The organism is Staphylococcus lugdunensis, from assembly GCF_001558775.1.
Taxonomy (GTDB): domain Bacteria; phylum Bacillota; class Bacilli; order Staphylococcales; family Staphylococcaceae; genus Staphylococcus; species Staphylococcus lugdunensis.
Window position 1 is genome coordinate 1444305 of sequence record NZ_CP014022.1, and the last position, 21020, is coordinate 1465324.

General features: G+C 32.8%; 18 protein-coding genes and 2 tRNA genes. 14 read left to right on the plus strand and 6 right to left on the minus strand.

Features of this window, described 5'->3' with window-relative positions; translation table 11 throughout:
* Positions 1-9 precede the first annotated feature (9 nt).
* The 10 genes from AL499_RS06835 (at position 10) to AL499_RS06880 (ending at position 11069) form a co-directional block, all read left to right on the plus strand.
* Positions 10-1977: a DHH family phosphoesterase gene (locus AL499_RS06835; RefSeq protein WP_002461021.1), complete on the plus strand. Its 1968-nt coding sequence runs from the start codon at positions 10-12 to the stop codon at positions 1975-1977.
* Positions 1974-2420 (plus strand): 50S ribosomal protein L9, encoded by a 447-nt coding sequence (gene rplI, locus AL499_RS06840; RefSeq protein WP_002461020.1) that lies wholly within the window; start codon positions 1974-1976, stop codon positions 2418-2420. The genes AL499_RS06835 and rplI overlap by 4 nt, the downstream gene beginning before the upstream one ends.
* A 69-nt stretch (positions 2421-2489) precedes the next feature.
* On the plus strand, positions 2490-3887 hold the full coding sequence (gene dnaB, locus AL499_RS06845) for a replicative DNA helicase (RefSeq protein ID WP_002461019.1): 1398 nt from the start codon (positions 2490-2492) through the stop codon (positions 3885-3887).
* 285 nt (positions 3888-4172) lie between these two features.
* Entirely contained in the window at positions 4173-5456 is a 1284-nt protein-coding gene (locus tag AL499_RS06850; RefSeq protein WP_002492010.1) for an adenylosuccinate synthase, read from the plus strand.
* A gap of 349 nt (positions 5457-5805) precedes the next feature.
* Positions 5806-5880, plus strand: a tRNA-Glu gene (locus tag AL499_RS06855).
* A gap of 8 nt (positions 5881-5888) precedes the next feature.
* Positions 5889-5961, plus strand: a tRNA-Asp gene (locus AL499_RS06860).
* Between the two features lie 454 nt (positions 5962-6415).
* Positions 6416-7117: a response regulator YycF gene (yycF, locus tag AL499_RS06865; RefSeq protein ID WP_002479194.1), complete on the plus strand. Its 702-nt coding sequence runs from the start codon at positions 6416-6418 to the stop codon at positions 7115-7117.
* A 12-nt stretch (positions 7118-7129) separates the two neighbouring features.
* Positions 7130-8953, plus strand: coding sequence for a cell wall metabolism sensor histidine kinase WalK (gene walK / locus AL499_RS06870; protein WP_002461016.1), 1824 nt, complete (start codon positions 7130-7132; stop codon positions 8951-8953).
* A complete protein-coding gene (gene yycH, locus AL499_RS06875) occupies positions 8946-10277 on the plus strand; it encodes a two-component system activity regulator YycH (protein WP_002492045.1) in 1332 nt (443 codons plus the stop codon). The genes walK and yycH overlap by 8 nt, the downstream gene beginning before the upstream one ends.
* The gene (locus AL499_RS06880; protein ID WP_002492053.1) at positions 10278-11069 is read left to right on the plus strand and encodes a two-component system regulatory protein YycI; all 792 of its coding nucleotides are present in this window, start codon (positions 10278-10280) and stop codon (positions 11067-11069) included.
* A 170-nt stretch (positions 11070-11239) separates the two neighbouring features.
* Here the strand turns inward: AL499_RS06880 and icaC are convergent, their stop codons facing one another.
* The 5 genes from icaC to AL499_RS06905 all read right to left on the minus strand — a co-directional run bounded on the left by icaC (position 11240) and on the right by AL499_RS06905 (position 15955).
* Positions 11240-12313 carry a polysaccharide intercellular adhesin biosynthesis/export protein IcaC gene (gene icaC / locus AL499_RS06885; RefSeq protein ID WP_002461010.1) on the minus strand — a complete coding sequence of 358 codons (1074 nt, stop codon included), beginning with the start codon at positions 12311-12313 and terminating at the stop codon, positions 11240-11242.
* Positions 12303-13166, minus strand: a complete 864-nt coding sequence (gene icaB / locus AL499_RS06890) for an intercellular adhesin biosynthesis polysaccharide N-deacetylase (RefSeq protein ID WP_002492063.1) — start codon at positions 13164-13166, stop codon at positions 12303-12305. The genes icaC and icaB overlap by 11 nt, the downstream gene beginning before the upstream one ends.
* Complete coding sequence (gene icaD, locus AL499_RS06895; protein ID WP_002461006.1) at positions 13150-13476, minus strand: intracellular adhesion protein IcaD; 327 nt, start codon at positions 13474-13476, stop codon at positions 13150-13152. The genes icaB and icaD overlap by 17 nt, the downstream gene beginning before the upstream one ends.
* Entirely contained in the window at positions 13446-14669 is a 1224-nt protein-coding gene (gene icaA / locus AL499_RS06900; RefSeq protein WP_037540903.1) for a poly-beta-1,6 N-acetyl-D-glucosamine synthase IcaA, read from the minus strand. Before icaA ends, icaD begins: the two co-directional genes overlap by 31 nt.
* A gap of 251 nt (positions 14670-14920) precedes the next feature.
* Entirely contained in the window at positions 14921-15955 is a 1035-nt protein-coding gene (locus AL499_RS06905; RefSeq protein ID WP_002492037.1) for a family 20 glycosylhydrolase, read from the minus strand.
* Positions 15956-16544: 589 nt separating this feature from the next.
* On the opposite strand from AL499_RS06905, the gene AL499_RS06910 reads away from it, so the two are divergent.
* Both AL499_RS06910 and rlmH read left to right on the plus strand, forming a co-directional pair.
* Positions 16545-17345 (plus strand): MBL fold metallo-hydrolase, encoded by an 801-nt coding sequence (locus tag AL499_RS06910; protein ID WP_037540904.1) that lies wholly within the window; start codon positions 16545-16547, stop codon positions 17343-17345.
* Positions 17346-17749: 404 nt separating this feature from the next.
* The gene (gene rlmH, locus AL499_RS06915) at positions 17750-18229 is read left to right on the plus strand and encodes a 23S rRNA (pseudouridine(1915)-N(3))-methyltransferase RlmH (RefSeq protein WP_037540905.1); all 480 of its coding nucleotides are present in this window, start codon (positions 17750-17752) and stop codon (positions 18227-18229) included.
* A gap of 189 nt (positions 18230-18418) precedes the next feature.
* Here the strand turns inward: rlmH and AL499_RS06920 are convergent, their stop codons facing one another.
* Positions 18419-18835, minus strand: coding sequence for a carboxymuconolactone decarboxylase family protein (locus AL499_RS06920; protein WP_002492050.1), 417 nt, complete (start codon positions 18833-18835; stop codon positions 18419-18421).
* A gap of 156 nt (positions 18836-18991) precedes the next feature.
* Between AL499_RS06920 and AL499_RS06925 the strand changes: the two genes are divergently transcribed.
* Positions 18992-19351 carry an Lrp/AsnC family transcriptional regulator gene (locus AL499_RS06925; RefSeq protein ID WP_228865515.1) on the plus strand — a complete coding sequence of 120 codons (360 nt, stop codon included), beginning with the start codon at positions 18992-18994 and terminating at the stop codon, positions 19349-19351.
* 784 nt (positions 19352-20135) lie between these two features.
* Positions 20136-20621: an immunodominant staphylococcal antigen IsaB family protein gene (gene isaB, locus AL499_RS06930; RefSeq protein WP_002492049.1), complete on the plus strand. Its 486-nt coding sequence runs from the start codon at positions 20136-20138 to the stop codon at positions 20619-20621.
* The last annotated feature ends 399 nt before the right edge of the window (positions 20622-21020 follow it).

Consider the following 21020-nt stretch of genomic DNA (forward strand, 5'->3'; position numbering starts at 1 on the left):
GGTGGAAAAATGAACCGACAATCCACAAAAAAAGCTTTGTTTGTTCCGTACATTTTAATGGTTCTAACGGCGATAGCCCTTGTTATATTGGGGTTTATCTTTAAACCACTTGTTGCAGGGATAGCGGCAGCGATTCTCTTTGTAATTATCGTTATCAGTGCGGTATTAGCCCGACAAGCAATGATAAAAATGGATAACTATGTGGATGATTTAAGTGGCCATATCTCAGCAGGAAGTAATAGGGCAATTAAACGTTTGCCAATAGGAATGGTCGTTTTAGATGCGGATGATCATATTGAATGGATCAATCAGTTTATGTCAGATCATTTAGAATCAAACGTAATTTCTGAACCTATTAATGAGGTTTTCCCCAATATTTTAAAGCAATTGGAAAAGATTCAAGAAGTAGAAATTGAGAATAATAATTATCATTATCACGTGCGCTATAGTGAAGATGATCATTGTCTTTATTTCTTTGATATTACCGATGAGGTGCATACAAATAAGTTGTATGAAGACTCTAAGCCAATTATAGCAACGTTATTTTTAGATAATTATGATGAAATAACACAGAATATGAACGATACGCAACGTTCAGAAATCAACTCAATGGTAACACGTGTTATCAGTCGTTGGGCTTCTGAATATAATATTTATTTTAAACGCTATAGTTCAGATCAATTCGTAGCTTATCTTAATCAAAAGATTTTAGCTGAAATTGAGAAGTCTAACTTTGAAATTTTAAGTCAGTTGCGAGAAAAAAGTGTTGGTTATCGCGCCCAACTTACACTAAGCATTGGTGTTGGAGAAGGCACAGAAAATCTTATAGATTTGGGTGAATTATCACAATCAGGTCTTGATCTTGCTTTAGGTCGAGGCGGAGACCAAGTTGCGATTAAAAGTATGAATGGTAATGTACGTTTCTACGGCGGTAAGACTGACCCAATGGAAAAACGTACGCGTGTGAGAGCGCGTGTTATATCTCATGCTTTGAAAGATATTTTAACAGAAGGCGACAAAGTAATTATTATGGGACATAAGCGTCCAGATTTAGATGCAATCGGAGCTGCAATTGGTGTTTCTCGCTTTGCACTAATGAATAACTTAGAAGCCTATGTTGTGTTAAATGAAGAGGATATTGACCCAACTTTACGCCGTGTGATGAATGAAATTGATAAAAAGCCAGAACTAAAAGAGCGCTTTGTTACATCAGATGAAGCTTGGGATATGATGACTTCTAAAACGACAGTCGTCATTGTCGATACGCACAAACCAGAAATGGTATTAGACGAAAATATTTTAAATAAAGCTAATCGTAAAGTCGTTATTGACCACCATAGACGAGGTGAAAGCTTTATTTCAAACCCGTTATTAATTTACATGGAACCTTATGCAAGTTCAACAGCTGAACTTGTTACAGAATTATTAGAGTATCAACCGACAGAACAGCGTTTAACACGCTTAGAATCAACAGTTATGTATGCAGGAATTATCGTTGATACGCGTAATTTTACATTAAGAACAGGTTCTAGAACTTTTGATGCTGCAAGTTACTTACGTGCACATGGTGCTGATACGATATTGACTCAGCATTTCTTAAAAGATGATGTCGATACGTATATTAATCGTTCTGAACTGATTCAAACTGTAGAAGTGCAAGATAATGGCATTGCTATTGCACATGGTTCAGATGATAAAATTTACCATCCCGTGACTGTTGCACAAGCAGCAGATGAGCTGTTAAGTTTAGAAGGTATTGAAGCGTCATATGTTGTCGCAAAAAGAGAAGACAATTTAATTGGTATTTCTGCTCGTTCGTTAGGCTCAATTAATGTACAATTAACTATGGAAGCATTAGGTGGCGGTGGCCATCTTACCAATGCAGCAACGCAAATTAAAGATGTAACCATTGATGAAGCAATCGAACAATTACAACAAGCAATTACAGAACAAATCAGTAGGAGTGAAGATGCATGAAAGTAATTTTTACACAAGATGTTAAAGGTAAAGGCAAAAAAGGAGAAGTTAAAGACGTACCAGTAGGATATGCGAATAACTTTTTACTAAAAAATAAATATGCCGTAGAAGCAACTCCTGGCAATTTAAAACAATTAGAACAACAAAATAAACGTGCAGCAGCAGATAGACAACAAGAAATTGATGAAGCCAAAGCGCTAAAAGCCAAATTAGCTGATATTGAAGTTGAAATCAGTGCTAAAACAGGTGAAGGTGGCAAATTATTTGGTTCTGTAAGCACAAAACAAATTGCTGAAGGTTTAAAAAAACAGCATGATATTAAATTAGATAAACGTAAAATGGACTTACCACAAGGTATTCATGCTTTAGGTTATACGAATGTACCAGTGAAATTAGACAAAGAAGTTGATGGTACAATTCGTGTACATGTAGTAGAACAATAAGACGCTGTTAATTAAGATAAGATTGATATCAAAGAGGTTTAACTTTTTGATTAAGAGGTGTAATCAATAATGGATAGATCATATGAGCAAAATCAAATGCCCCATAATAATGAAGCTGAACAATCTGTCTTAGGTGCGATTATTATTGATCCAGAATTGTTAAGTTCGACTCAGGAGGTATTGCTTCCTGAGTCATTTTATAGAGGCGCCCATCAACATATCTTCCGTGCAATGATGCATTTAAATGAAGATACTAAAGAAATTGATGTCGTTACACTTATGGATCAACTTACAAATGATGGTACATTAAGTGAAGCGGGTGGTCCGCAATATTTAGCTGAGCTTTCTAATAACGTACCCACGACACGTAACATTCAATACTATACTGACATTGTGGCGAAGCATGCTTTAAAGCGGAAGCTCATTCAAACGGCAGATAGTATTGCTAATGACGGATATAATGATGAATTAGAGTTAGATGCTATTTTAAGTGATGCAGAAAGACGTATCTTAGAATTATCATCAACACGCGATAGTGAAGGATTTAAAGATATTAGAGATATTTTAGGCCAAGTTTATGAAACAGCAGAAGAACTTGACCAAAATAGCGGTCAAACGCCTGGGATACCAACAGGCTATCGTGACTTAGACCAAATGACAGCTGGCTTTAATCGTAATGATTTGATTATTATTGCAGCTAGACCATCAGTAGGTAAGACTGCCTTCGCACTTAATATTGCTCAAAAAGTAGCGGTTCACGAGGATAATTATACAGTAGGTATCTTTTCTTTAGAGATGGGGGCAGACCAACTTGCTACGCGTATGATATGTAGCTCAGGCAACGTAGATTCTAACCGTTTAAGAACAGGGACGATGACTGAAGAAGATTGGAATCGCTTTACCATTGCGGTAGGTAAATTATCACGTACGAAAATATTTATCGATGACACACCAGGTATTCGTATTACAGATATCCGTTCTAAATGTCGTCGCTTAAAGCAAGAACATGGTTTAGATATGATTATGATTGACTACTTGCAATTAATACAAGGAAGCGGTTCACGTTTATCTGATAATCGTCAGCAAGAGGTTTCAGAAATTTCTCGAACACTAAAAGCAATCGCTAGAGAATTAGAATGTCCTGTTATTGCGTTAAGTCAGCTATCTCGTGGTGTTGAACAACGACAAGATAAACGACCAATGATGAGTGACATTCGTGAATCAGGTTCTATAGAACAAGATGCTGATATTGTTGCATTTTTATATCGTGATGATTATTATAATCGTGGCGATGGTGAAGAAGATGAAGATGGTGGCAATTTCGAACCACAAACAAATGATGATAATGGTGAAATCGAAATTATTATAGCTAAGCAACGTAACGGCCCAACCGGTACCGTCAAACTTCACTTTATGAAGCAATATAATAAATTTACCGATATTGATTATGCACATGCTGAAATGTAAGAAAAGAATATTTTTATTTCCGTACGTTTAATTTTGATTAATTTTAAATGTACGGTTTTTATTTTGTTTTAACATACTTTTTAACAGCTAAGTATGTATCTTGGAAATTTGTAAAAACATCTTTAAACCTTGATATTAAAGTGTTTTTGAAGTGGATAGACATCAAAATTCTAAAATAATAATGTGAAAAACACTATAAAATTAATGTTCGATTTTTATTTGCAATATCAGATTGTTATTGATAGAATATCTAGTGGTTAATCGAGAAAACTTGGAGGTGCTCTTATGTCATCAATCGTAGTAGTTGGGACACAATGGGGAGACGAAGGTAAAGGTAAAATCACGGATTTCTTAGCGGAACAGGCAGATGTTATTGCACGTTTTTCTGGCGGTAATAATGCTGGACATACCATTCAGTTTGGTGGAGAAACCTATAAATTACATTTAGTACCATCTGGTATTTTTTATAAAGATAAACTTGCTGTAATTGGAAATGGTGTTGTTGTCGATCCTGTAGCTCTGTTAAAAGAGTTAGACGGTTTAAATGAACGTGGTGTATCAACAAGTAACTTACGTATTTCAAACCGCGCACAAGTTATTTTGCCATATCATATTGCTCAAGATGAATTTGAAGAACGTCGTCGAGGAGATAACAAAATAGGTACAACGAAGAAAGGTATTGGTCCTGCGTATGTAGATAAAGTACAACGTATCGGTATCCGCATGGCAGATTTATTAGAAAAAGAGACATTTGAAAGACGTTTAAAAGAAAATATTGAATATAAAGACGCATATTTCAAAGGTATGTTCAATGAATCTTGCCCAACTTTTGATGACATTTTTGAAGAATATTATGCAGCTGGTCAACGTTTAAAAGACTTTGTAACGGACACAGCGAAAATCTTAGATGATGCATTTGTTGCCGAAGAAAAAGTCTTATTTGAAGGTGCTCAAGGTGTTATGTTAGATATTGATCATGGTACATATCCTTTCGTCACATCAAGCAATCCTGTAGCCGGCAATGTCACTGTTGGTACAGGTGTAGGTCCAACCTTCGTTTCTAAAGTAATTGGTGTGTGTAAAGCATACACATCTCGCGTAGGCGATGGTCCTTTCCCAACTGAACTATTTGATGAAGATGGGCACCATATTAGAGAGGTTGGTCGTGAATATGGTACGACGACAGGACGTCCACGCCGCGTGGGTTGGTTTGATTCAGTCGTGCTACGTCACTCACGTCGTGTTAGTGGTATTACAGACTTATCTATTAACTCTGTTGATGTACTAACAGGTTTAGATACGGTAAAAATTTGTACAGCTTATGAGTTAGATGGAGAAGAAATTACAGAGTATCCAGCTAACCTTGATCAATTAAAACGTTGTAAACCAATATTTGAAGAATTACCTGGTTGGACAGAAGATATTACAGGCTGTCGTTCATTAGAAGCGTTGCCTGATAATGCACGTCGCTATTTAGAACGTATTTCAGAATTATGCGGCGTTCATATTTCAATCTTTTCAGTAGGTCCAGACCGTGAACAAACGAACTTATTAGAAAAATTATGGTAAAAAGATAAATGCATGCATAGGGAGAGCGGGACAGAATACATTATGAATTCGTAGTCCCGTACCGGCAAGGTTGACTAGGATTGAAAAAAGCTTGGTATAAGCGTGCTTTCATTCCAGTCAACTACTGCCAATATATCGTTCATAGTCTAAAATATAATGATGTTCCAAACTGTTACTGACAATTAGGAACGTGCGGTAAAATTTTACTGCGCGTTCTTTTACTATATTATATGGTAAAAATGGAATGTGTTGCTGTTGAATTAATTTATTAAAAAAACATTAATATGCTGTAAAAATGTCTTGTATTTAAAATATTAGCTATGCTATAATCTATCTTGTGCTTAAGAACGGCTCCTTGGTCAAGCGGTTAAGACACCGCCCTTTCACGGCGGTAACACGGGTTCGAGTCCCGTAGGAGTCACCATTGATTTAGGTCTCGTAGTGTAGCGGTTAACACGCCTGCCTGTCACGCAGGAGATCGCGGGTTCGATTCCCGTCGAGACCGTATTGCTTACCCAATAGGGTAGGCATTTTTTTATGCTTTTATATAAAAGTAGTTGAGTCACTCATGGGTTAATACTACAATAGCATGTTGCAATAAAAACTTAATATTTTAAATGATATGGATAAGAAATCCCGCAATGAATACCCATTGTTATAACATCATTTTGTAATATTTAATTGGATTTTTAAAAATCGGCTAAATTCAAAAGATAGAATAGACTAACTTATTTGTAAATTAGGCATAGAGTGGTAAACTTATAAAAAATATTATTCTATAATTTTACTTATGAAAATAGAATTCGCAGTATATTAATGGTAAATTATATAGTAGATACTTGTGTAGATAGGAACGATTGTTGGATATTTCTACACAGAAGATTTATTTTATATAAGTAAAGAACTTTTTAATAGAACAGATGTGAAGAACTACAATTTTAGAAATGAGGTTTTTAGATATGGCAAGAAAAGTTGTTGTAGTTGATGATGAAAAACCAATTGCTGATATTTTAGAATTTAATCTAAAAAAAGAAGGATACGATGTTTATTGTGCCTATGATGGTAACGATGCCGTTGATTTAATTTATGAGGAAGAACCAGACATTGTGTTATTAGATATCATGTTACCTGGTCGAGACGGCATGGAAGTATGCCGTGAAGTACGTAAAAAATTCGAAATGCCAATTATCATGCTAACGGCAAAAGACTCTGAAATTGATAAAGTATTAGGCCTTGAATTAGGTGCTGACGATTACGTCACAAAACCTTTCAGTACACGTGAATTAATTGCTCGAGTTAAAGCTAATTTACGTCGTCATTATTCACAACCTGCCCAAGAAGTGAATAACGCATCAAACGAAATCACAATTAAAGATATTGTGATTTATCCAGACGCATATTCTATTAAAAAACGCGGTGAAGATATTGAATTAACACATCGTGAATTTGAGTTGTTCCATTACTTATCTAAGCATATGGGTCAAGTGATGACACGTGAGCACTTGCTTCAAACTGTTTGGGGCTATGACTATTTTGGAGATGTACGTACGGTTGACGTAACAATTCGTCGTTTACGCGAAAAAATCGAAGACGATCCATCACATCCAGAATATATCGTAACTAGAAGAGGCGTTGGATATTTCCTCCAACAACATGATTAGAGGAGTCTTTGCATGAAGTGGCTGAAACAATTACAATCCCTTCACACTAAATTGGTTGTTGTATATGTTCTTTTGATTATTATTGGAATGCAAATTATCGGTTTGTATTTTACAAATAGTTTAGAAAAGGAACTGACAGATAATTTTAGAAAGAATATTAAACAATATGCAACCCAATTAGAAGTCAATATTGAGCGTAGTTATAAAGACGATTCTGTAAATATGCAGAAAGAAGTTCAAAATTTACTTAATGAGTATGCCAACCGTCAAGAAATTGAAGAAATTCGCTTTATTGATAAAGATCAAATTATTATGGCAACGGCACGTTTGTCATCACATAATATGATTAATCAAAAGGTCAATGATAGTTCCGTTCAAAAGGCCATTTCACTTGGACAGTCTAATAGTCATAATGTGCTAAAAGACTATGGCAATGGTAAGGAACGAATCTGGGTATATAATCTTCCCGTGAAAAATGGTAAAGATACCGTGGGCGATATTTATATCGAAGCAAATATCAATGATGTGTACAATCAATTAAACAATATTAACCAAATATTTATTATAGGTACGGCGATTTCACTCTTTATTACGGTGATACTCGGTTTCTTTATTGCGCGAACCATTACTCGACCAATTACCGATATGCGTAATCAGACGGTTGAGATGTCTAAAGGTAACTATACACAACGCGTGAAGATCTATGGAAACGATGAAATCGGGGAATTAGCATTAGCGTTTAACAATTTATCTAAACGTGTACAAGAAGCCCAAGCGAATACAGAAAGTGAAAAGCGTCGTCTTGATTCTGTCATCACACATATGAGCGATGGTATTATCGCAACGGATAGACGTGGCCGTGTTCGGATTATCAACGATATGGCGCTTAAAATGCTTGGCATGGCTAAAGAAGATTTAATCGGTTATTATATGTTAAGCGTGTTAAATTTAGAACAAGAATTTTCATTAGATGAAATTCAAGAGAACAATGATAGTTTCTTATTGGATATAAATGAAGAAGAAGGCATTATTGCCCGGGTTAACTTTAGTACAATTGTGCAAGAAACAGGCTTTGTCACTGGTTATATTGCGGTGTTGCATGACGTTACAGAGCAACAACAAGTCGAACGTGAGCGCCGAGAGTTTGTTGCCAATGTTTCACATGAATTACGGACACCATTAACATCAATGAATAGCTATATTGAAGCGTTAGAAAGTGGCGCATGGAAAGATGGCGCACTCGCACCACAATTCTTATCGGTTACACGTGAAGAAACCGAAAGAATGATTCGTTTAGTTAATGACTTATTGCAATTATCTAAAATGGACAACGAGTCCGATCAAATTAATAAAGAAATTGTCGACTTCAATATGTTTATCAATAAAATTATTAATCGCCATGAAATGTCGGCCAAAGATACAACCTTTGTGCGAGAAATTCCTAATGAAACCATCTTTGCGGAAATTGATCCAGACAAGATGACACAGGTATTCGATAACGTAATTACAAATGCTATGAAATATTCTCGCGGTGATAAACGTGTTGAGTTTCACGTGAAACAAAATGCTTTATATAATCGTATGACCATTCGTATTAAAGATAATGGTATTGGTATTCCAATTAATAAAGTTGAAAAAATCTTTGACCGCTTTTACCGTGTCGATAAAGCACGTACGCGTAAAATGGGTGGTACTGGACTAGGTTTAGCTATCTCTAAAGAAATTGTTGAGGCACATCATGGTCGCATTTGGGCAAATAGTGTCGAAGGGCAAGGTACATCAATCTTTATTACACTTCCATGTGAAGTGATTGATGATGGTGATTGGGATGAGTAATAGAGAGAATATCAAATCAATTATTTTAATTCTACTAGTACTTATGAGTGTGGTATTAACCTATATGATTTGGAATTTCACTCCAGATTTAACACATTTAGACAGCACGGATAGTAAAAAAGTAAGTTCAAAGAGTATTGGAAAACCTATGTCAGCGAAAGAAGAAACGGTAATCTCGCCATTTCAAATTATCCGTAAAAGGGGCGATGATGTAAAAGGTATCGAAGGTTCAAAGGCCAATATATTACAAATGGTTGAGCCATTAAAAAAACACAAAGTTAAAAAGGTAGAAAAGTTACATCACGACTATAATTTAACCATTCCCGAGTTAACTAACCATTATGCAGTGCTTGATTTTACATATGACCTTCCATTGAATGTCTATTTAGGACAGGTACTCGATATTAGCGCTAAAATTCCTAAAAACTTTAACTTCAATCGTATATTAATTGATAAAGATCCATATGACCGTCTCGTGTTGTATGCGATTAGTAAAGATCGCCATGATGCTATCAAATTAACAATGGATGCTAAAGCAGAGTCATTTATAAAATCGTTGGATCAACTTGAAAAAGGAATGACCAATTACTCAGAAATTATTACTAATAAAAATACGATTGATAAAGCAACACATGTGTTTGCACCGAAGAAACCCAAAGAAATGATGTCATATCGCATGGTATTCGATACCATTAATGTAGAGGTGATGAATGCAATTCTTTTTGATGATTCTGTCATTGTACGAAGCGGTCGAGGCGGCGCAACAACCTATAACAACAATACGGGAGTTGCCAATTACAACAACGACAGTGAAAAGTATCATTATCGTAATCTCTCAGAAGACGAATCCAGCTCTAGCGATATGGAAACAACGATACCAAGTACCTTTGACTATATAAATAGTCATGGTGGCTTTGTCAATGATGATTATCGTCTGTTCAGCACAGATAATCATAATGGCCAACTGACATATCAAATGTTCTTAAATGGCCACCCAACCTTTAGTAAACAGCATCTAAATCAAATTCAAGTCACATGGGGAGATAAAGGTATTTATGATTACCAACGTGCCTTATTACGCTCTAGCGTTCCGTTAGAAGGTAAGAGCTGTAAATTGCCAAGCGTAGAAAGCGTTCGTTCCTCATTGGCTAATGATCCTAATGTAGATTTTGAAAAAGTAACCAATATCACAGTAGGTTACAAAGAAAATGACAAGCCAGAACAAAATGATATTGAAATACAGCGCAATAGTGAATTTATGCCTAAATGGTATATTGAATATGATGGCGAGTGGTATGCCTATGAGAATGGGAGGCTTGAATAAATGAACTGGAAACTAACAAAGACACTGTTTATTTTCGTATTTATTCTAGTGAACATTTCGCTTATCGTCATCTATATTAATAAAGTTACACAATCTCAAATTAATGATTCCGAAAATGAGAATCAAGTCAATTTTCAACAAGAAGAGATTAAAATTTCTAAAGACATTTTAGATAAAGATGTTAAAGGAATTAAAATGCAGATGATTACAGCAAGTTCTAAAGACTTCACAAGTTATGCTAAAGCACATTCTTCACTAAAAGCCGAAAAATCAGGCAAAATGTTAAAAGGTGACATAGATTCAACCGTAAATGTGAGCGATAGTAACTTTAGTGATTTGAAAAAGTACTTAATGGAACATATTTATAATGGAAAACTCTATCAGTTAGGTGGGGTAAATAATAATAGCGTTACGTATGAACAAACGTATCAAGATTATCCTATTATGAATAATAGTAAAGCCGAATTAAAGTTCTCAATCGATGGTGGCAAAGCAAAAGCATATGAACAAACCATTATGGATAAAATCGAACCTGCAAAAAGTGATAACAATGATAAAAAGCAAATCATAACACCACGTAAAGCAGTTGAAACACTATACTTTAATCGCTATTTAAAAGAAAATGACAAAGTTATTGATGCACGTCTTGGTTATTATTCTGTCGTGAGAGAAACAAATGTGCAGTTGCTACAACCTAACTGGGAAATCAAAGTCAAACATAAAAATAAAGATACCGTGAAGACATATTATGTAGAAGCCACTTCAGATAACCCTAAAGTCATCGATCATTAAACACGCATCGCAGGTTGGGGTGGCCTGAAGCTGTCCCCTAAGAAAGCGAGCCAACAATACGATAAACAAAGAAGCCAGTAAATGCATTTACAAAAACGCATTTACTGGCTAAATTTTTTAAAGGATTTACATCTCAGACAGTAGCAACATGTTATTGATGAAACGAGAAATTAGTATGTTCCTTTAAAATCAATATCCAACTTATAAGGTTGCTTACCAATAATAAAGCGGCAAATATAGAATTCACGTAAAATAATACCAATGCCAATACAAATACCTAGCGTTCCAACAACAGAAAAGATGATAAAAATAATACTTGTATTAATAAAAATAGACGTATACTCATATACATATTCTAATACAATTGGATGTAAGAGATAGATAAAGAAAGAGAATGAGTTAATTAAATTAATAACACCAAACATAAAGTATTTATAATGAATACATAAGCTCAATAATAGTAAAAACATACTCATATGATATAACATTAACGATTCACTATAGCTGGTAACATTCCAGTAATCGTGCTTTCCAAATAAAAAGACAAACATTAAATACGAACCAACAGCTAAGGTTAATATAATAAAAGGAAAATCATGTAAAAATGCGATAATTTTATGATAGTTATAACCAATATAGCCACCTAAGAAGAAGAAAAATATCCATCCTAAAATAAAGGTATTATCACTTAAAGGATAAATTTTATGTACAAATGTCTCAAATTGGTGGTTATGATGTAAATAGTATAGAAAGAAATACTGTACAAAAAATGAGCCAATTAATAATAATTTACTATTAAAAATTTTAGGTGTTATTTTGTAGATAAGATAGCTTAAGATAAAATATTGAATAATAATTAGAATAAAATAGCCATACCAATAACCTAATACAACATTTTGCCAAAACTGATGCCAGAATGGATCACCTAATTTACGCGATTCACTGTAACAATAGAAACAACCGACACATAAATAAGGCAAAATAATGTATTTAAAACGTGACGTTAAATAGGTGATGCGTAATGAAGCATAATTTAATGTTGTTAACAGTTGTGACAAGATAATAAAGCAAGGCGTGCCAAAGATAAAAATGTTTTGTGCATAATAGATGACTTTTAATTGTCTAAGATCATCGCCATCAATACCTCGCATATATTGTGTTAATGTATGTGTGATAATAATGATAATACACAACATTGCTCTTAAATAAATAAGTTCTTTCCTTTTTTTATTTTTAACGGCCATCAGCAAAACCATCCCATTTTTTAATTAATTTATTAAACGCATCTTCATTCATTAAGACACGAGGAATACGATAGTTGTTTTCACTAGGTTTAACAGCTTTATCTTCGAGTGTATAGCCATAGCGAATACCTTCTTTTTTAAGTACTTTTATATTTTGATTGCTTACTTCACCATAAGGATAAGCAATAGAATCATTATTTTTATGAAACTGTTTATGAATGAAAAGATTACTTTTGACAATATCATCTTTTAACTTGTCATCAGGTGTACTTGTCATGATGGCTTTTCTGTCTTTAGTCAGTGAATGTAAATTATCCGTATGTGAACTAAAGGTCCAATATTTAGAATGATTTAATATTTTTAAAGTACTTAAATCACTAAGATTTAAATTATGAAAATTTTCATTGCCAATTTGACCAGTAATTATAAATCCTGTAACAGGTATTTTATATTTTTCAATAATTGGATTTGCATTATCATAGACGGATTGTTCCATGTCATCAAAGCTAATCCAGACACTTTTAGGTGGGAATTTACCTTTTTCTTTATAATGTTGAAATTCTTTTTCTGTTAAAAAATGTGCCCCATGTGCTTTAAGCCATTTAATTTCAGCCTCAAACGCTTCTTTACTAATACTATAATTTTTAATTTCTTTACTGTTAGATAAGGTAAAAAGGGTGTTTTTAAACCAATTATCATCTCGGATACGATGATAATTGAGTGCTAATGCACTATTACCTTTGACGTTAAGCGTTTTTTCTTTGCTTTTTGCACTAGAAATGGTATGTGTTTGAAAGATACATAAGATTGTTAACAACGTTAAAATGCTACATAATTTAAAAAACTTTGCCATGATTAATACCTTCTTTTTTATATATTATTTTTCTGCTAATTAAACAAAGTGAGAAGATAATAATGTCAATGATGATAAATTTAAGTAAGGTAAAAAAGATGTCACTCATCGTAACTGCTTCAACGTTTAATAACGTTCTTATGATTAACACGATGTCAATATTAAACGTGAAGAGTGAACCAATAACTAAAATGCAAGCAATCATAAAATAGAGCCAAAATATTAAACTAATAATAAATGTAATTATTTCACGTAATGCATGGCAAAAAGCATGGATTACTAATTTTTTCCTCTGTCTGGACTTGTCCATGTCGCAAACGCTCCTTTTTTACGTCTTAATGCTTTTGGAAAGGCAGAAATAGCGACCAAAGCATTTAACAGCCAATATATTGTTGAATACCAACTTAAGTAAAATATGGTTAAAAGATTAATTTTTTCATAGCGACTATCCACGAATAGCGCAATAACAAATTGTACAGTATTGATAAAAGTCAAAAGCAGCGCTGACAGGATTAATAAAGAAAATTGATAATTTAAGAAATAATAATCTAAAAAATTAGCGTTAATGATATCGATAATTAAAAGAATCACAACGCAATGAACCCAAAGCAATGAAAAGATTTGTTCAAATATCAACATATACGTTGCTGGATTAAGTGTTTTGATACCTTGTTTGAAGTCCCGAATCAGAACTTCTTGCCCACCTTGTGCCCATCGAAGACGTTGTTTCCATAAGCCAGGTATCGTCTCAGGAACAAGCATTCGACATAATGCGCGTGGCTCATATTTAATGTGTAAGTTGGCAAGATGAAATTTCCAAGAAATCGCAATGTCTTCTGTAATCATATCGATATCCCACTTACCTACTTGTTCAATCGCACGCTTTCTGAATAGTGTGAAAACTCCTGATATAGTATTGACCTTGCCAGTTAAAGATTGGGCACGTTTAATACTGCCAACCATGCTAGCATACTCAATTGTTTGAATTTTACCTAAAATAGACTTCTTATTTCTAATACGAGGATTGCCAGTTACCGCAGCCAATTTCGGATTATCGATAAAATGTTCTAACATGAAATAAGGTGCGTCATCATCAATTAAGGTATCTGCATCAATGCCCATCACTAAATCATATTGTGCATAGTTCAAACCTTGATTTAAGGCGTTTGCTTTTCCTTGGTTTTCTTCTAAATCAACAAAAGTGAAATCTAATGTTTTTTGCAGCTTGTAAATAACTTCAGCAGAATTGTCAGAGCTCCCATCATTAATCACAATAATTTGTTTATTTGGAAACTCTAACGATAACAAATTCGAAATTGTGTCTTCAATCGTCTCTTCCTCGTTAAAACAAGGAATTAAAAAGGAAATACCTTGATCACCGATGTCTTTATTTGGCTTCCTTTTAAGCCAAATTTCTGAAAAGAGCATATAAATAACCGTTCCTACTATCCAAAACATTGACATGAAAAGTGGATAGAGAATTAACAAATTTAAATATTTCATTTTCGCCCTCCATCAAAAATGTATTGTGCATTGATGATGATAAGGTAAAAATTTAGGTATTGCAACACTTTTTTAATTTATAAAAAAGACATATAAAAATAATTTTGTTTGTAAAAAATCTACAAATGAACTCACTAAATTCAAATAAAAATTTTATCTGTAAGAAAAATCAATATGTGTTTCTTTTCTTCTAGCGAAAACAATTATCGTGAAGAAAATCTTTTTTGCTGAAAAAAATTAACCTTAAGGAGTTAGGAATTAAAATAAATGCGAATAAACTTATATACATACTCGATTAAATTGGTCTGTTTTAAATCTGAAGCAAATTCTCCCCAAAATGTGAGATATTCGCCATTAATATAACTATTGAAATGCGGGTCTTTACGCATATTAGCTGTATTAAAATCTGTTAAACGTGTGTCGGCTATATCAGCTTTCTGCTTAACTAACGAATGTGTGCTTTGCTGTGCTCTAGGAAAGACGTAGTAAACAGAACGATTAAAATTTTCGACCATAAAGTGGTTAGTGAAAAAGTCAGTTGGCGATGGTGACTGTTTGGATGGTTGATGCCAATACATAATAATAATGCTGTGATTTAAATTTTTGAGTCCTTCATGTGTCAAAGAATCATTCCACATCTTAGGCGTATAATGCTTTGCTTGGACAGTGTCTGCAAGCTGATTCATGTATGAAACAAAATCACGTTGCTGTGCGCCTCCACCAGGTACCTCATCTCCACCGATAACCATTTTTAAATTGTCTTTATACGGTGTTTGATAGAAAATATCAGCAACTTCATTGATTAACTGACGAGATACATCAAGCGCTGTCTGATTTTGTTGAAAATCAAGCATTGTATTATCATAGCTAGAAACAACCTGTCGATATTGAGAGGGATGATGTTTATGGAGTAACGTCAGCATGGCTTTTGAATGTGCAGGGAAGTCTAATTCAGGAATAAGCTGGACATGGTGTTTATTGGCATATTGAACAAGCTCACGCAATTCTGCTTTTGTGAGGTAATAGTGATTTGAATGGGTAGACGTTTGACCTAAGACATTTGAGTAAATACTATAATTGTCATTGTCAGCAAGGTGTAATTGTAGATAACGCCCATTGACACGGCTAAGCTCGCCGATGATTTTCTTAATACTCTCTTTAGTATAATGCGTCCGTGCAATATCAATAGAAATACCCTTTTCAATATCAGCTTGCTTACTATGCTTAGGAAAGAAAGTGAATACAATAAGTAATAAAATAACAATAATGGCACTAAGCTTTTTCATAATTGCCCCTCTTTTATTTTTAATATGGTGCATAAGTAATTAGTAATAGTGCAATAACAATTGTTTAAGATAATAAAATAAAAGTTTACATTTTTCAATATATAGTAATTTTCCATCTATATATCACAAGGCTTATTTATAGTTTTATGAAGTACAAAACAAACGGCATAATCCAATAAGGGAAGACTTACAGTATAGAGAAGGAACTGTGAAGGTAGTATAAAATATAGCACAATAAGGAAAACAAAATATATACGATGCAACTATTGATAGAAGAAGTGCGCAGGATCAAAAGGTGATAACATATGAAGTATTTTCTAGATGTATAAGCGTACATACAGAAACTTAAAATAAAAATATGCGCGCTATTTTAAATCTGTGTATTGGCACATTGTTCTTATAATTGGTATAGTAATATATAAAGATATTTTAGAGGACGGAATACGATGATGTGCTTGTGATACAGCGTGATAACATATCATTGATAATAACGGTCACTGATGTATAACGTGTGGATGGTTGATTTACATAGGAGGACCTCTAAGGGGAGTGTAAATAATAACACACAGCATGACAGATAGTAGGAAGGATGAGTGACGTGATACGTATGAGCGTCTTAGCTAGCGGCAGTACTGGTAATGCTACTTATGTAGAAAGTGAAAAAGGCAGCTTGTTAGTTGATGTCGGTTTAACAGGTAAGAAAATGGAAAATCTGTTTAGCCAAATCGACAGAAATATAAGCGATTTAAACGGTATACTCGTGACACATGAGCATAGTGATCATATTAAAGGATTAGGAGTCTTAGCACGTAAGTATCATTTGCCAATTTATGCGAATGAAAAGACATGGAAAATGATTGAAAAGAAAGATAACAAAATACCGATGGAACAAAAATTTATATTCAATCCATATGAAACGAAGTCAATCGCAGGCTTTGATATTGAATCATTTAACGTTTCACATGATGCGATCGATCCACAATTTTACATTTTTCATAATAATTATAAGAAATTTACAATGATTACGGATACAGGATATATTTCAGACCGCATGAAAGGCATGATACATGGTAGTGACGTCTTTATGTTTGAAAGTAACCACGATGTAGATATGTTGCGCATGTGTCGATATCCATGGAAGACAAAGCAACGTATCCTCAGTGATATGGGGCATGTGTCTAACGAAGATGCAGGACACGCAATGACAGATGTAATCACAGGAAACACAAAGCGCATTTATTTATCGCACTTATCTCAAGATAATAATATGAAAGATTTAGCACGTATGAGTGTCGGTCAAGTATTGAATGAACATGACATTGATACACAAAAAGAAGTGTTATTATGTGATACGGATAAAGCACAAGCAACACCTATTTATACACTATAGTTTTAAATGCTATTTTAATGAGCAGGATGACAAAGTCTTAACATAAGAGACTTAATCCTGCTCTTTTTATTTGTAATTAATTAAGTAGAAGGGCAGTCTAAGAAATGAATAATTAAAACGCTGTCAGTTAACACATAATATATGTGTATAACTATGTAAGACGGTAAGCAAGTTATCCCCAAATTCATGCAAAGTTATCCAGTGTTGTGAACAATACACACAAAAATATACACATTATTCACAGAGTTATCCACATAATCACAAGTTATTAACGCTTTTTTCTAAATAAATCACAAAAATAAGGCTTATTTTTATTCATTATTGGTATAATAAGAGGGTATAGTGTTGATAAGTGAATAACTTGTGGATAACTAGAATAAGTTACTTCATCACGGAGGTTTAATATGAAAATCACAATACTTGCAGTAGGAAAATTAAAAGAAAAATATTGGAAGCAGGCTATTGCAGAATACGAAAAACGCTTGAGTGCCTATAGTAAAATAGAACTGATAGAAGTACCAGACGAAAAAGCACCAGAAAATATGAGCAACAAAGAAATAGAACAAGTAAAAGCCAAAGAAGGCCAACGCCTCCTGGCTAAAATTAAGCCTCAAGCAACAGTCATTACATTAGAAATTGCAGGGAAAATGCTGTCATCAGAAGGCTTAGCACAAGAATTACAACAACGTATGATCCAAGGCCAAAGTGACTTCGTCTTTGTTATTGGCGGATCAAACGGATTACATAAAGACGTCTTAACACGTAGCAACTACGCACTCTCATTCAGCAAAATGACTTTTCCACACCAAATGATGCGCGTGATTTTAATAGAACAAGTTTACCGTGCGTTTAAAATTATGCGAGGCGAAGCGTATCATAAGTGATGCTGTTTTTTAGCTAGTTTCTAGTAAGAGTTTATTGGGAATTATTACTAATTCACCAGTAGTTATGGCTTTCCATATCTCCTTTAGCAACGGTTTTTGAAAACTAAAAATATATTTAATATTTTAACATCAAGTCATAACTTTCTTCATTTGATGTGAGATGATGCTAAAATACAAAGATTTAATAAATCAGTTAGTTTCACTTGATAATTTCAAAATTGCTCCTAAATGTTGTTGTGCTGTAGTAAATAAAGTAAATGTAATTAATTCAATAATTTCTTTATTTGTCATTACATTCTTCAGTAATTGAATTGTAGATTCAGGTACGTTTTCTTTTGTTTTTAAATAAACTTCAACAAAACCAGTACATAGTAATGATTTTTCATCTTGATATTCATTACTAGGACTACCTTTTGCTTTACAATATAGACATCCATTTTCTTGAGCAAGTATTCTTCTTAGTTCTTCTTTAAGTTCTTTACTTAGAGCACCATCATCACTTAAAAGATTAGCTAAATCATTCCAAGATTTTAGTATATTTTCATTGTGTCCTAATAACTGTTGAAAAGGTGTCTTACCAATATTACTATAATTTATTAACGCCATTTTATCATCTCCTTTAATTAATAATACACATGTTATAATAAATAATGAATACCAATTCAAAGGTAGATGTTGTTAAATTATTTAATAAATGAGGTAAAATAAGTGAATGACTTAATAAATGAAAAAATACTAAATATATTAGAAAAGAATAGTAGAATGACTATTAATGAAATAAGTAAACAGGTGAATTTATCTGCACCTGCTGTAAGAGAAAGAATAAATAAGATGGTAGATTTAGGCATAATAAAAAGTTACACAATTAATATTGATTATGAGAAGTTAGGATATGACGTTGAAATTTTGATTGAGATAACTATCAAGAATAATAGATACGTAGATTTTAAAAAATTTATATCGGAACAAGATAATGTGGATTTTTGTTATCGAGTATCTGGTGACGCTTGCTTTGTGTTCAAAGTTCGATTGGAAAACATGAGTTCAGTAGAATCATTCATAGATTTACTACAGCCATATGGACACACGAAAAGCCAGTTTATTTTTTCAAAAGTCATATAGCTGAAGAGAGTATGTGTAAATGTAATTAATAATTGTAATAAAGTAAATGCTTAATAGATACGTTTTTTTAGCACCTTTGTAAAGGGGTTTGGACGTATTAGAAAACATGAAGCTTATGAGAATTGCTCTTGTGTTTTTGTGAAGAGTATCATAAGTGATTTAGATTGTAAAACTAATAATTAATCATTATTTATAACTGTAGTTTAAATGATATTTTAATATTTTTGCCAATACTATTGTTAGATAATACATTTGAAAAAATAATAAAAGGTAACAAATTTGGAAGTTGTTTTGGCATGAGAAATCAATCATTGAAACAGAAGATATTTGAGTTGATTGACTTAAAAAATGTAGGTAGCTACTGGGATTATAAACAATATCACTCAACGGAACATAATCATAAATTGTTATATGCCATTATATGTTTATATTAATAATTATAAAGTAAAAGAGGATATAAATTGAAAGGGAATGGTTATAAGTTAGGTATAAAAGTTAAAAAAGGACATCTGCTTTTTATATAGGTAATTTAGCAAATGAAGAAAGTTATTATTATAAGGTAATTTTAGTAAATAATATAAAACTAATATCCATCAACTACTGCTATTACATCTTTATCAAATTTTTGATATCTAAAATAACTTATATAGTGCTCTTTTTTAATTATATTACGCATTTTACATTGTAATTGGCAAAATATAAATTTTCGTTTGTAATATTCTTGAAATATTGTTACATTAATGTAACAATAAAACTGTAACACAATTAATGAGGAGGGTTTTTTATGAAAAAAGTTTCTAAAATTATTTTAGCTAGTAGTCTTGTTTTGGGCTTTTCCGTAACGCCCGAATTATTTAATGTAACTCAAGCACATGCGCAAGAATCTGTTAAACCTTATTATAATTATAGTGGTTATACAGCATATCAAAGTCGGTTTATACTGGATAAGAATTTTAAAAAATCTTTAAAATTCGATACTTTCAAGATTAATGGTTATAAGATTACTAAAAATTCATCAGTTAAAAATCATAAAAATTTATATGATCAAACATATTATTGGGTTTCTAATCATAAAGCTAATGGTGTTTTTTTCTCACTAGATGGCAAATCTGTTAGTAAAAAAGAATTAATTAAACATTACGGGGAACCAAAATATTATTCTTCATCAGCATGGGGAAAAGAATGTACTTATAAAATTGGAAACAAAGATGTAAGATTTTATGTTGATAAAAAGGGATATGTAATTAAATGTCAAATAATTAGTGAGTAGAATGATTTTTATGTTAAAGCATGGGATTAAGTAAATGGATGTTACTTAGTCTCATGTTTTATTATTTAGAGCGTTTTTAAACTTAGCTTTTTTGTCTTGATGCTCAGTTTACAGCTTTTTTCTTATTAGTAGTATTAATCTTTATGATATTTTAAAAACTTATGCTTTCAATTTTTTTCTGAGTGATTCAAGTATTAAAGCATCGGTAAATCAATCGTTTTCAGCTTTATAATAAATGACAAGATGACGTTTAACAGAATCTAGATACTTATCACAAATACTACCAGCCCCGTGACTAGACTAAATTTGAATATAATTAGATAACGCTGTAATACTTTCAATAGAATTAAACAGAATATTTAGGTTTTAATTTTTTATTAAAATTTTATTTAGTTATAG

Bases quoted from the DNA above. Each gene is read 5' to 3' on its own strand.
- AL499_RS06835 (WP_002461021.1), top strand. From the start codon at position 10: ATGAACCGACAATCCACAAAAAAAGCTTTGTTTGTTCCGTACATTTTA.
- rplI (WP_002461020.1), top strand. From the start codon at position 1,974: ATGAAAGTAATTTTTACACAAGATGTTAAAGGTAAAGGCAAAAAAGGA.
- dnaB (WP_002461019.1), top strand. From the start codon at position 2,490: ATGGATAGATCATATGAGCAAAATCAAATGCCCCATAATAATGAAGCT.
- AL499_RS06850 (WP_002492010.1), top strand. From the start codon at position 4,173: ATGTCATCAATCGTAGTAGTTGGGACACAATGGGGAGACGAAGGTAAA.
- yycF (WP_002479194.1), top strand. From the start codon at position 6,416: ATGGCAAGAAAAGTTGTTGTAGTTGATGATGAAAAACCAATTGCTGAT.
- walK (WP_002461016.1), top strand. From the start codon at position 7,130: ATGAAGTGGCTGAAACAATTACAATCCCTTCACACTAAATTGGTTGTT.
- yycH (WP_002492045.1), top strand. From the start codon at position 8,946: ATGAGTAATAGAGAGAATATCAAATCAATTATTTTAATTCTACTAGTA.
- AL499_RS06880 (WP_002492053.1), top strand. From the start codon at position 10,278: ATGAACTGGAAACTAACAAAGACACTGTTTATTTTCGTATTTATTCTA.
- icaC (WP_002461010.1), bottom strand. From the start codon at position 12,313: ATGGCCGTTAAAAATAAAAAAAGGAAAGAACTTATTTATTTAAGAGCA.
- icaB (WP_002492063.1), bottom strand. From the start codon at position 13,166: ATGGCAAAGTTTTTTAAATTATGTAGCATTTTAACGTTGTTAACAATC.
- icaD (WP_002461006.1), bottom strand. From the start codon at position 13,476: ATGGACAAGTCCAGACAGAGGAAAAAATTAGTAATCCATGCTTTTTGC.
- icaA (WP_037540903.1), bottom strand. From the start codon at position 14,669: ATGAAATATTTAAATTTGTTAATTCTCTATCCACTTTTCATGTCAATG.
- AL499_RS06905 (WP_002492037.1), bottom strand. From the start codon at position 15,955: ATGAAAAAGCTTAGTGCCATTATTGTTATTTTATTACTTATTGTATTC.
- AL499_RS06910 (WP_037540904.1), top strand. From the start codon at position 16,545: ATGAGTGACGTGATACGTATGAGCGTCTTAGCTAGCGGCAGTACTGGT.
- rlmH (WP_037540905.1), top strand. From the start codon at position 17,750: ATGAAAATCACAATACTTGCAGTAGGAAAATTAAAAGAAAAATATTGG.
- AL499_RS06920 (WP_002492050.1), bottom strand. From the start codon at position 18,835: ATGGCGTTAATAAATTATAGTAATATTGGTAAGACACCTTTTCAACAG.
- AL499_RS06925 (WP_228865515.1), top strand. From the start codon at position 18,992: ATGACTATTAATGAAATAAGTAAACAGGTGAATTTATCTGCACCTGCT.
- isaB (WP_002492049.1), top strand. From the start codon at position 20,136: ATGAAAAAAGTTTCTAAAATTATTTTAGCTAGTAGTCTTGTTTTGGGC.